Annotated in this window: 8 protein-coding genes; all 8 read right to left on the bottom strand. The window is 54.9% G+C overall.

The window, feature by feature from the left end; genetic code table 11:
• Positions 1-5: 5 nt before the first annotated feature.
• Positions 6-869: an ABC transporter ATP-binding protein gene (locus RSX24_RS20955; protein ID WP_236416587.1), complete on the bottom strand. Its 864-nt coding sequence runs from the start codon at positions 867-869 to the stop codon at positions 6-8.
• A 1-nt stretch (position 870) separates the two neighbouring features.
• Positions 871-3,801 carry an ABC transporter permease gene (locus RSX24_RS20960; RefSeq protein WP_339273825.1) on the bottom strand — a complete coding sequence of 977 codons (2,931 nt, stop codon included), beginning with the start codon at positions 3,799-3,801 and terminating at the stop codon, positions 871-873.
• Positions 3,801-4,913: an efflux RND transporter periplasmic adaptor subunit gene (locus RSX24_RS20965; RefSeq protein WP_236416591.1), complete on the bottom strand. Its 1,113-nt coding sequence runs from the start codon at positions 4,911-4,913 to the stop codon at positions 3,801-3,803. The genes RSX24_RS20960 and RSX24_RS20965 overlap by 1 nt, the downstream gene beginning before the upstream one ends.
• Entirely contained in the window at positions 4,876-5,829 is a 954-nt protein-coding gene (locus RSX24_RS20970; RefSeq protein WP_343261701.1) for an ABC transporter ATP-binding protein, read from the bottom strand. Before RSX24_RS20970 ends, RSX24_RS20965 begins: the two co-directional genes overlap by 38 nt.
• A gap of 262 nt (positions 5,830-6,091) precedes the next feature.
• The gene (pyrE, locus tag RSX24_RS20975) at positions 6,092-6,733 is read right to left on the bottom strand and encodes an orotate phosphoribosyltransferase (RefSeq protein WP_236416593.1); all 642 of its coding nucleotides are present in this window, start codon (positions 6,731-6,733) and stop codon (positions 6,092-6,094) included.
• Positions 6,730-7,470, bottom strand: a complete 741-nt coding sequence (pyrF, locus tag RSX24_RS20980) for an orotidine-5'-phosphate decarboxylase (protein WP_343261702.1) — start codon at positions 7,468-7,470, stop codon at positions 6,730-6,732. The genes pyrE and pyrF overlap by 4 nt, the downstream gene beginning before the upstream one ends.
• 107 nt (positions 7,471-7,577) lie before the next feature.
• The gene (gene carB / locus RSX24_RS20985; RefSeq protein ID WP_343261703.1) at positions 7,578-10,796 is read right to left on the bottom strand and encodes a carbamoyl-phosphate synthase large subunit; all 3,219 of its coding nucleotides are present in this window, start codon (positions 10,794-10,796) and stop codon (positions 7,578-7,580) included.
• 1 nt (position 10,797) lies between these two features.
• A complete protein-coding gene (gene carA, locus RSX24_RS20990) occupies positions 10,798-11,940 on the bottom strand; it encodes a glutamine-hydrolyzing carbamoyl-phosphate synthase small subunit (protein WP_236416595.1) in 1,143 nt (380 codons plus the stop codon).
• Between the last annotated feature and the right edge of the window lie 244 nt (positions 11,941-12,184).

Raw genomic sequence — 12,184 nt, forward strand, 5'->3', positions numbered from 1 at the left:
CATGATTATCTTGGCGGCGTAATCACGATACGCTCGCCGTCAAATTCCAACGTCGCCCGGTTGTCGATTGATAACGCCTCTAGGTATTCCTTCGGTACCTGAAGCCGCCCGGCCCGGTCAATAATGACAAAAGCTTCATGAATGCTCGGCGTTCCCGAACCAGGCAAGTTATGCTCGTCATCCAGATTTTCGTTGCGTTTCACAAATTCTGTACTCGTTAATCCGTCACGAATGGCAACGATCCGGTCGACCTTGCCCGCAAGCGTCAGGTCATGCGTTACGATCACGATGGTGACGCCTAATTCCTTGTTCATTTTGCGAAAAATATTCATGATCGTATCCGATGTCTCGGAATCGACCGAACCGGTCGGCTCGTCGGCGAGCAGCAGCTTCGGCCGATTGGACAATGAAATCGCAATCGCAACCCGCTGCTGCTCCCCACCCGACAATTGATGGAGCTTGTTATGCATCCGATCCTTGAGCCCGACCCATTCCAGCAGCTGTTTGGCGTATGCGCGATCCCGCTTTCCACCTAGAATCATCGGCGTTTCCACGTTTTCCAGGGCCGTGAGATACGGCAGCAGATTGCGGCCGTTGTTCTGCCAAATAAATCCGACGGTATGCCTTTTGTATTCCACGAGCTGCGCATCCGTCATTTTCAGCAAATCCCAGTCGCCGACGATGGCCGTACCGGCTGTCGGCCGGTCAAGGCCGCCGAGAATGTTGAGCAGCGTCGATTTTCCGCTTCCGCTATTTCCGATGATCGCCATCATCTCTCCCGGGTTCACCGTCAAATTCAGACCTTGAAGGGCAACGACTTCCACGTCGCTGGATTTAAAAATTTTAACAAGTCCTTCACACTGGATCACGTTACCTCTCCTCTCCCATTTTGACCGCCTGATGTACGCGCAGCCTGCGAATCTGCCAGAGCAGCATGCTTGCTCCAATAATCAGCATGACTACCGTCACGCCATACAGCTGGAGCATGTCGCTCTCTTCAAACACGATGCGGAAAGGCGGAACCTGCGCAGATACGTTGTCGGTCGTTTGCAGGAAAGGCAGGAACAATCGGCTCGCCACTTGACCGATGCCGATGCCTAGGGCGATGGACAGCCCTGCGGTGAAAACCTGCTCCAGGAGCAGCATGCCGCTCAACTGGGCCCGCGATAGCCCCATTGCCCGCAGGACGCCGAACTGCACGACGCGTCCCGACAGGTTAAAGAACCAATACAGGATGTATCCGATCAGGGATATGATGACGGATACGAGAAAACCGAGACTGAGAATGCCGAAAACGCCGCCGCGGGACGGATGTTTGCCCTGGGTTACGAGTTCGGTGCGCACGTCGCGCACAGAAGACAATTCGATGCCTTCCGCTGCAAGCTTCTCCATCAACGGGCCTACCTTGGCATCAGGTTCCATTTTCAGCCAAACTTCATATGGAATCAGCGGTACCTGATCATAGATGTAATCCAGATTCGCAATGAAGAACGGCATCTGATCCGGGTATTGGGCAGGCCAGTAAGGGATAATGCCAAAAATAACGAATTCGATGGCCTGCCCCTGAACGCCGATCGATACCAGGTCCCCGGTTTTGAGCTTGTATTTGTCCGCAAACTTGGAGGATACAAGAACCGCGCCTTCATACTTCCCGAGCAAATCGAGATACTTGTACGGATGCGCCGGGAAGAGATCGTTGCGGAACCAGGCTACCTTGGCAAAATCGACGTTGTCGATGCCGACCAGCATGCCCTGGCCTCCCGATTTGCCAGAAACGATCACATTGCCCTTCGTTTGCAGCACCCTGGCGGCGCCCTCAACGCCATCCAGCCTGCGGAACACTTCAAATGGCGGTTCGGAGTATATCACTTTGGTCGGCTGTTGAGCGCCACCGCCACCGCCTCCTCCGCCTTGGCCTCCTCCTGCACCATTGCCGCCGGAAGCGCCGCCTCCGTTCTGCCCTCCGCTGCCTCCGCCTTGTTGTCCTCCACCGCCGCCGGCGCCTCCATTTGGACCGGAGCCGGAAGGGTTCACTTCAGGCGTTCCTTCCCATACGGTTTGCATGATCACGTCCGTACCATAGCGGTACAGCGTCCGTTCGGTAGAGTTCAGGTCAATGGTCCGGGCAGCAGCCGAGTTGTACACGCCGAGGCCCAGCGTCAGCACAAGCAGGATCATCAGCGGATAATACGATGCCGACGAACGCGAGAGCTGAGTCAGGGTCAGGTACAACGGTACCGGGAGCAGCTTGCGGCCGATCAGCTGAATCAGCTTGAGAATCCACGGGAACAACCGCAGAAAGAACAGCCCCAGGGCAAATATCGCCAGTGCGGGCACAAAGAACAGAAACGGCTGCACCTGCAGCTGGTCTGTCGTCATGCCTGTTTGAAACGTAAGCATCTGCCGTTCATAGAACAAATAATAACCGTATCCCGCCAGCCCAAGCAGGGCAATGTCCAGGAACCATCGCTGCCACACCGGCGCACGATCCGTGCGTGCCTGACGGCGTTTGGCTGACACGATCGTTGCTCTGGCATAGGTGATTGCCGGGATCAATGAAGCAATGATCGCAACCAGCACGGCTGCCAAGCCCAGCAAAATCGCTTCCTTGGACACGCCGATCGGGATGGATTTCCGGTCCACGAAAGACAGGAATCCGCTGGCAGACCCGATGCTTTTGGCCATGAAATATCCCAACATGGGACCGATCACAAGCGCGATCACGCCAAGGAACATGCCTTCAAGCAGGTACAGCGAGAAGATTTGCCGTGCAGAAGCCCCCCGGCTTCGCAGCACGGCAATGTCGCTTTCCTGCTTCTGCAGCGACTGCCTGGCGTTCATCGCGATAAAATAGAACACCATGGCGATCATCGGTGCCGCAAGCGTAAACAGCATCGTCTGCAGCTGCAGGCTTTGGCTGCGGAACTGCTTGAGCAGATCGCCGAAGGTAATGTCAACCTTGGTGTCCTTCAAGCGTTGGTACAGCTCGATATCCAGCCGTTCCAGCATGGACGTCAAACCGGGCAGCTGGCTGGTCTGGATTTCCTTCAGGTCGAATGCATAATACCAGCGCGAATTTTGAAGCGGGATGCCTTGTTCCTTCAACAACACTTCATTGAATGCGGCTTCGTCCACATACAGCCCGTTCATCATGCTGTCGAAACCCTGAACCCAGTAAGGGCTGGTTTCGTCATCCGGTTTGAAGGAGCCCGTAATTTTTACGCGCAGCGTAATATCGAGCCCGCTATATATCGGGTACTCGAGTATGTCTCCCACGTGAAGGTCGTTCCGGTACATGCCCTCTTCAAGCATCGCCGCTTCGATGAGGCCATCCTTGACCTGATTGCCCGGCTTCATGCCGGCAGAATAATTCACCTGTTGGTCCAGCCCGCTCATCGTGCCGATTGTCATGCTGCGCGAGCGGCTGGCATCCACTTTCGTCGGATCCTCGGGACTCACTTCCGTACCGCGAATGGAACGAATGTTCACGTAAGTGTTGAACGGAAATCCGACATCACGAGGCACATCCTCGCGTATGTAGCGATCCACTTCCTCCAGCCCAAGGGTGTCCGTCTTGGTTCCCCCTGGCGCCTGATAACTCATCAGCAAGGAACCAGCAGGCAATCCTTCGCTGTTATCCTGCAGCGTTTGGGCTACGACCCGCTTCAGCGCCCCGTCGGCATACATCGGAATGCTGACGGTGAACGCAACCGCCACGATCAAACCAACGAGCGTGCTGAACGTCATCCAGCGGGTATTCCACATTTTGCGGAACAACAGTCGTAACAATGGCAGCCCCATTAGCGTCCCACTACTTTCTGTCCTACGGTGAGCCCTTTGACGATCTGTACGTCCGTGGAGGTCTGCTGCCCGACTTCAACATCCACCTCGCGTTTGCTGCCGTCACTTTCCACAACCTGCACGTAGGTTCGTGAACCGATGGACCGCAGGGCAGATATCGGGATGACGATGGCGTTCTCGGTCCGCTCTGTCACAATCGATACGGTCAGCGGCGTTCCGCGTTCAACCCCTTTGGGCATTTTGGCGAGCGAAACGATGACGTACTTGTCGAGCGTTTCCTTGGCCGGCGGCGTTCCGCCCTCGCCCGAGCCGGAGTTGTTGTTTCCGGAGTCGGCGCTTTGGGCTACCGGCATCACTTTGATCTTGCCGTTCACCTTGCCCGCGCCATTGATGTCCACCGTGGACTTCATGCCTACCGAAATCTTCTCCAGGTCTTCCTTCGCAAACGTCGCGGCCACGACGAGATTGGACGTATCCGCAATCGTGGCAATCGGATCATACGCCTTCACGGCCGCCCCTTTTTCCACCTGAACCGCAATGACCGTGCCTGCAAACGGTGCGGTCAGCGTCGCTTTGCCGATCTGTTCTTCCAGGTCGGCCAGCTCCTGCCGAAGTTCCTCGAACGCAATGGTGGCCTCCTCAAACTCGACCGGGTCCATCTCGTCCTTCTTGCGCAGCGTTTCCTTCATCTGCACTTCCGCTTTGCGGATCTGCAGCTTCTTCGAGCGAATTTCCTTCTCCACGCTCGCAACGTCAAGTTCGGCCAGCAGCTGCCCTTTCTTGACCTTATCTCCGGGCTTGACGTTCAATTCCTTGACATGCATGCCATCCAACGTGAAATATACCTTTTCTTCGCGCTGGCTCATCATTTTGCCGCTGCCGCTCACCGATCGTTCCAGCGTTTCCGTCCGGACCTCATATTCCGGCTTTTTGGAAATCGTCGGCGGCGTGATCGGAGGAAGCACCTCCTCCTCGCTTTCGGCCGGCAGCAAAGAGCAGCCGGACATGGATACAGCGACAATTGCCCCTAGCAGGATCAGCGCTGTTCGTTTCCCCTTTTTCGGAGCGGCAGCCTTACTTGAGAAATCTGCCATCCGCCATTTCGTAAACATGGTCCGCAACCTCCAAAATTGTAGGATCGTGTGTTGTCATGCAGATGGTTACCTGCTCTACTTCTATAATGTTGCGAAATACGGCCATGACCTGTGCTCCCATCTTCGAATCCAGCTCGGCCGTAGGTTCATCCGCAAGCAGCAGCCTGGGCCTGTGCGCAATCGCCTTTGCGATCGCCACCCGCTGCTGCTCGCCTCCCGACATTTCGAAAGGACGATGCTTCGCCCTTTTGGTCAAACCAACCAAATCCAAGCAATGGCCTACCCGGTCCTTCCATTCGGAACGAGGTACTTCGGCCATGCGCAGCGATAACTCCACGTTTTCCCAAGCCGACAGCAAGGGCATCAGCGCATAAGCCTGAAAAATAAAACCGATTTCCCTGCGCCGCAATGCGGTCCTTCTTCGGTCCCCCCAGTCCTGCAGCGGCTGCCCGGAAAACAAAATCTCCCCGCTCGATGGCTGATCCAGTCCGCCCAGCATGTTCAGCAGCGTAGTTTTGCCGGAACCCGAACGTCCCTTCAGCATGACGAGCTGCTGAGGTCTGACTTCCATGTCAATGCCTTTAAGCACGTGAATGATGCGGCTTCCCGTCTGGAAGCTGCGATGCACGTTGCGAACCTCAAGCACCGGGCCGTCATAGGGAGGCAGCAGCGCTTTCTTGGCAGGCTTGGTTTTTTTCGGTTCAGAGACAGCGGCAGTCGCCGCAGCTTCAGCTTCGGCTTCAGCGGAAGTTATGTCCTCTCCATTGAATTCGGAACGATCCGTCGGTTTCTGTAAATCCGTTATGTATGCCTGGCCTCCCGACTCGGCCTGATCATGCTGCTCTTCCCCCTTCAGTGCACTCTTTTCGCCTGATTGGCTTTTGGCTGGTTTGATCTTGGAAAATAATTTCTTCATGCCAGCAATCACGCTCATCCTCTCTGTCCCTGTTTCAGTAAGAACCTGAACTAGAAATCTATTCCATACTACACTGCATTATAAACGACTGCTATCGGCTAAAAGTTACAAGCTTTTTACAACGTTTCGCCGAAAAAGTTAATATTTTGATGCGAAAACGAAAAAAGCATCCCCTTAAAGGAGATGCCTGGTGAATTTAGCGCAAAAACGGCTGCAGCGCTGCAACTATTACAATTTTGAAACCGTTGCGCGGGAAAAACGTTCCCGAACTTACGTTTCATTATTTTCCAAATGAAGTAGGATCTTCACGCCATGCCTTGAGCAGCTCGAAGTCGCTCTCCTGAATGGTGCCCTGAGCCAAAGCCACGTCCATCAGCGCCGTGTAGTTGGACAGGGTCTGAAGCGGAACGCCCGCTTCTTCGAACGCCTTGATGCCCTTATCCAGCTGATAGCTGAAAATGGCGAGCACGGCCAGCGGTTCCGCCCCTGCTTCCTTCACAGCCTGGGCGGCTTTCAGAGAGCTTCCGCCCGTGGAGATCAGGTCTTCAATGACAACGACCTTCTGCCCTTCGGAGATCAATCCTTCGATCAGGTTTTCCTTGCCGTGCCCTTTCGCTTTGTCGCGAATGTAAGCCATCGGCAGATTCAGCTTCTGCGCGACCCATGCCGCATGCGGAATGCCTGCGGTTGCCGTTCCGGCGATCACTTCAGCGTCCGGATACTGCTCGCGGATGATCGCCGCAAAACCTTCCGCGATATCGTCGCGAATCTCCGGATAAGACATGGTCAAGCGGTTATCGCAATAGATCGGCGATTTGATGCCGGATGTCCAAGTAAACGGCTGCTGCGGACGCAGCGCCACGGCTTTGATTTTCAACAGCTGTGCTGCAATATGGTTCGGGATTTCGGATAGTGCGATCATGCGTTCAACATCTCCTTCAAAATGGTTTCTGCCGCTTCGCGCGGGTCGGCAGCACCCGTAATCGGCCTGCCCACAACGATGTAATGGCTGCCTCGCCCGATGGCCTCGCCCGGAGTAAGCACACGCGTCTGGTCTCCCAGGCTGCTTCCCGCGGGGCGAATGCCAGGGGTTACGGTATGGAAATCGGGTCCGCAGGCCGCCCGAATGGCCGGCACCTCGAGCGGCGATGCCACTACGCCGTCAAGCCCTGCTTCGCTGGCCAGTCCGGCATAACGAACCACGGTGCCTTCCACGGTACCCGGAATGCCGATCTCATCATTCATGACGGTCTGGCTCGTGCTCGTCAGCTGGGTCACGGCAATGATTTCCGGTCTGCGCAGGGCAGGGTCCGCAGCCAGCGCGGCTTCCGCACCTTCACGCGCTGCGCGCATCATGCTTGCGCCTCCGGCAGCATGAACGTTGAACATGTCTACGCCCAGGCGCGTGATGCTTTCCGCACCTCCGCGAACGGTATTCGGAATATCGTGCATTTTGACGTCCAGAAATACTTTGTATCCTTTTGCCTTCAGTTCCCGGATGAATTCCGGTCCTGCCGCATAGAACAGCTGCATGCCTACCTTCAAATAACACGGAATGCCTTCCAGTGCCTTGATCAAGCCCTTCGCTTGTTCCGGCCCGGGATAATCCAGTGCCACCATCAGGCGGCCGGCCATCGTTTCGTAATTCGGGTGATTCATTGATCCCGCTCCTTCCGCATCGTTGATTTTATCGATTTTTGCCCGATATAAAGGACATCCCGCCAGCCCGCAGGCTGGCTGATGTCCTTCATCAGCAGGTTCTTCAATTAATCGGCGAAAACCGGCATGGCTTCGGAGGAGAAGTTGATCGTTTCCAGCATTCTCAGCAGGGCACGAATCGTATCCAGCGATGTCATACATACGATGCCATTCTCTACCGCTTCGCGGCGGATGCGGAATCCGTCGCGCTCAGGCGTTTTGCCTTTGGTCAGCGTGTTGAACACAAAGTTCGCTTCGCCGCTGCGGATCATGTCGAGAATGTTCGGCGATCCTTCGCTCAATTTTTTGACGGTCGTTACCGGAATATTCGCCGCTTCAAGCGCAGCGGCAGTCCCTCCGGTAGCAATGATTTTGTAACCGAGGCGGTAGAAGCCGCTCATCAGGGACACCGCTTCGTCCTTGTCTTTGTCCGACACCGTTACAACGATGGCACCGGTCGCCGGGATTTTCATGCCCGCTCCGATCAGTCCTTTGAACAGTGCTTTGGCATATTGCGGATCGCGTCCCATGACTTCGCCCGTCGATTTCATTTCCGGTCCGAGCGTCGGCTCCACGCGGCGCAGTTTCGCAAAGGAGAAGACCGGAACTTTAACCGATACGTGGTCCGACTCAGGCCACAGTCCGTCTTGGTAACCGAGGTCCTTCAATTTCACGCCCAGGATGGCTTGCGTTGCCAGGTTCGCCATCGGAATGTTCGTTACTTTGCTCAAGAAAGGCACGGTACGGGAGGAACGCGGGTTTACCTCGATCACGTATACTTGGCCATCATGGATGACAAACTGAATATTGACCAGACCGACCGTTTTCAGTTCTTTGGCGATTTTGATCGTGATGTCCACGATGCTGGCTTTCAGCTCGTCGGACAGATGCTGCGGAGGATATACCGCAATGGAGTCGCCGGAGTGAACGCCTGCGCGTTCGATGTGCTCCATGATTCCCGGTACAAGCACCGTTTCTCCGTCGCAAATGGCGTCCACCTCAACCTCTTTGCCCAGCATGTAACGGTCGATCAGCACCGGATGCTCCGGATTGATTTTCACCGCTTGCTCCATGTAAGTCAGCAGTTCCGTATCGGAGTATACGATCTCCATCGCGCGGCCGCCCAGTACATAAGATGGACGCACCAATACCGGATATCCGAGGCCTTTGGCAGCTTCAACGGCTTCACCCACCGAAGTAACCGTCGTTCCTTTAGGCTGAGCAATGTCCAGACGGGACAAGAGACGCTCGAATTTTTTGCGGTCTTCCGCTTCGTCGATGCTTTCCAGATCGGTTCCAAGGATGGTCACGCCTGCTGCACGCAGCGGTGCCGCCAGGTTGATCGCCGTTTGGCCGCCGAACTGCACGATAACGCCCACCGGCTGCTCCTGCTCGATCACGTTCATGACGTCTTCGAAGAACAGCGGTTCGAAGTAGAGACGGTCGGATGTATTGAAATCCGTCGATACGGTCTCCGGATTGTTATTGATGATGACTGCCTCGTAACCTGCTTTTTGCAGCGCCCATACGGCGTGTACCGTCGAGTAATCGAATTCGATGCCTTGACCGATCCGGATTGGACCGGAACCGAGCACCACCACTTTTTTCTTGTCCGAAGGCAGCACTTCATTTTCGGTCTCGTACGTGGAGTAGTAGTATGGCGTCGTCGCTTCGAATTCGGCTGCGCAAGTATCTACCATTTTGTAGACCGGACGCAGGTTTTCTTCCAAGCGGCGCGTTCTCACTTCGGATTCAACCGTCAGGGAGCCTCCCGGTTGTCCTTGTGCGCGCAGCTCGGCGATGGCGCGGTCCGTGAAGCCCAGACGTTTCGCTTGGTACAGCGTTTCGGAAGTCAACTCGGCTTCTTCGCGGATGCGGTCTTCGAATTTTACAAGCCCTTCGAGCTTATCGAGGAACCACCAGTCGATTTTGGTCAGATCTTGCAGCTCCTGCAGGCTGTATCCTCTGCGGAATGCTTCGGCAATGAGGAACATGCGCTCATCGTCGGCTTTGACCAAACGCGTTTTCAACGTTTCGTCGTCCAACGTCTCTGCATCCTTCAAGTAAATGCGGTGCACCCCGATTTCCAGGGAACGGATCGCTTTGTGCATCGACTCTTCAAAAGTCCGGCCGATGGCCATAACTTCACCGGTCGCTTTCATTTGGGTCCCCAGTTTGCGGTTCGCCGAAGTGAATTTATCGAACGGCCAGCGCGGAATTTTGCTGACGATATAGTCCAGCGTCGGCTCGAAGCATGCATAGGTTTGGCCCGTTACCGGGTTAACGATTTCGTCCAGCGTGTATCCAAGGGCGATTTTGGCTGCCATTTTGGCGATTGGATAACCGGTTGCTTTGGAAGCCAGGGCCGAAGAACGGCTTACCCGCGGGTTAACCTCGATGACATAGTATTGGAAGCTATGCGGATCAAGGGCAAACTGTACGTTACATCCGCCTTCGATGTTCAAGGCACGGATGATTTTCAGGGAAGCGGAACGCAGCATTTGATATTCACGGTCCGACAACGTTTGGCTTGGCGCCACGACGATGCTGTCGCCCGTATGCACGCCTACCGGGTCGAAGTTTTCCATGTTGCAGACCACGATGCAGTTATCGTTGCGGTCGCGCATAACTTCATACTCGACTTCTTTCATGCCGGCGATGCTTTTCTCGACCAGACACTGTCCAATCGGACTGTAGCGCAGACCTGCCGCCACCGTTTCGCGCAATTCTTCTTCCGTGGCGCAGATGCCGCCGCCCGTTCCGCCCAGCGTATATGCCGGACGCACGATGATCGGATATCCGATTTCGTTGGCAAAGTCGAGCGACTCCTGCAATGTCGTAACGATAGTGCTTTCCGGCACGGGCTGCTCCAGTTCGCGCATCAGATCGCGGAACAGGTCGCGGTCTTCCGCTTTTTCGATGGAAGTCAGCTGCGTGCCGAGCAATTTCACGTTTTCGCGTTCCAGCACGCCTGCGCGCGCCAGCTCAACCGCCATGTTCAGGCCCGTTTGGCCGCCCAGCGTTGGCAGCAATCCGTCGGGACGCTCTTGGCGAATGATTTGCGTAACGAAATCCAACGTGATTGGCTCGATGTATACTTTATCCGCCATGTTGGTATCCGTCATGATCGTTGCCGGGTTGCTGTTGATGAGTACAACTTCCACGCCTTCTTCTTTCAGCGCCTGGCAAGCCTGCGTGCCGGCATAGTCGAACTCGGCGGCTTGCCCGATGACGATTGGACCGGATCCGATCACCAGAATTTTTTTGAGGTCCTTGTTAAGTGGCATGTTATTGTGCTCCTTTCACTGCGGCTGCCAAAACAGCTTGACGCGGTTTCTGCGGATGGTTGATTTTGTGTTCGCGGATCATTTCAATAAAACGGTCGAACAGATAGCTGTTATCGTAAGGTCCTGGCGCTGCCTCCGGATGGTATTGAACCGAGAACGCCGGGAATGTTTTATGTTTCAGGCCTTCAATCGTTTTGTCATTGTTGTTGATATGTGTCACTTCAAGCTCGGTATTCTTGACGGACTCTTCATTCACGGTATAACCATGGTTCTGGGAGGTGATGAAGCAGCGTCCGCTTTCCAGCTCTTTGACCGGATGGTTTCCGCCGCGGTGGCCGAATTTCAGTTTCTCGGTATCCGCCCCGGCTGCCAGTGCGAAGAGTTGGTGACCCAGGCAGATGCCGAAGATCGGATATTCGCCAAGCAGTTCGCTAATCATTTTCACGGCGTGAGGCACGTCTTTCGGGTCCCCAGGGCCGTTGGAAAGCTGGATGCCGTCCGGATTCAAACGGCGAATCTCGTCTGCAGTCACGTCATGCGGTACAACGACCACATCGCAGTTGCGCTTGCTCAGCTCGCGCAGAATGCCCGTTTTGGCGCCGTAGTCTACCAGCACGATCCGTTCTGCCGTGCCCGGGCTGCTGTAAACATGTTTGGTAGAGGTCATGGGAACTTGGTTACGCAGTTCGGCGATGCTTGTGTCTTTCATCATTTCCAGCAACTCTTCCACAGGCTTCGATCCTGTTGTGAGAATTCCTTTCATCGTGCCTTGGTGGCGAATCCGGCGAGTCAACATGCGTGTATCGATGTCGCTGATGCCTACGATTCCGTACTCTTTCAACAGATCGTCCAGGCTGTATTCCGCGCGCCAGTTGCTAGGCACCGGCTCATGACGGCGCACGACAAAACCGTGCACGAACGGGCGAATCGACTCGAAGTCATCGCGCGTAATGCCGTAGTTTCCGATCAGCGGATATGTCATCGTTACAATTTGACCGCAATACGAAGGATCCGACAGCACCTCTTGGTAGCCTGTAATTCCCGTATTAAAAACGACTTCACCCGTTGTTTCCCCTTCAGCTCCGAACGCTCTTCCGGTGAACAGTGTGCCGTCTTCCAACAATAATCTTGCCTGTGCCTGCATCCCATTTCACTCCTCTTTAGTTATACCGCCGAAATGCATTTCCGTTGAACTTAGCTTACTTTCGTGGGGGCTACATGTTCGAAAAACCTTTCGATCGCTGTTATCCCCGGATTACTGTAATTATTTCTCAGAGGTTGTAATCCGGTGATAAAGGCGAACACTTCGTTTCTCCAGGTCTTTTTCGACCATTCCGCGTGCCACTTCAGGCGCTCAAAATTCAAATTTATGCTTTCGGCTTTTTGTC

Source organism: Paenibacillus hubeiensis (assembly GCF_032334105.1).
Taxonomy (GTDB): Bacteria; Bacillota; Bacilli; order Paenibacillales; family Paenibacillaceae; genus Paenibacillus; species Paenibacillus hubeiensis.

Excerpts from the sequence above, each read along its gene's own strand:
- RSX24_RS20965 (WP_236416591.1), bottom strand. The coding sequence starts at position 4,913 with ATGTTTACGAAATGGCGGATGGCAGATTTCTCAAGTAAGGCTGCCGCT.
- carB (WP_343261703.1), bottom strand. The coding sequence starts at position 10,796 with ATGCCACTTAACAAGGACCTCAAAAAAATTCTGGTGATCGGATCCGGT.
- RSX24_RS20970 (WP_343261701.1), bottom strand. The coding sequence starts at position 5,829 with ATGAGCGTGATTGCTGGCATGAAGAAATTATTTTCCAAGATCAAACCA.
- pyrF (WP_343261702.1), bottom strand. The coding sequence starts at position 7,470 with ATGAATCACCCGAATTACGAAACGATGGCCGGCCGCCTGATGGTGGCA.
- pyrE (WP_236416593.1), bottom strand. The coding sequence starts at position 6,733 with ATGATCGCACTATCCGAAATCCCGAACCATATTGCAGCACAGCTGTTG.
- RSX24_RS20960 (WP_339273825.1), bottom strand. The coding sequence starts at position 3,801 with ATGGGGCTGCCATTGTTACGACTGTTGTTCCGCAAAATGTGGAATACC.
- carA (WP_236416595.1), bottom strand. The coding sequence starts at position 11,940 with ATGCAGGCACAGGCAAGATTATTGTTGGAAGACGGCACACTGTTCACC.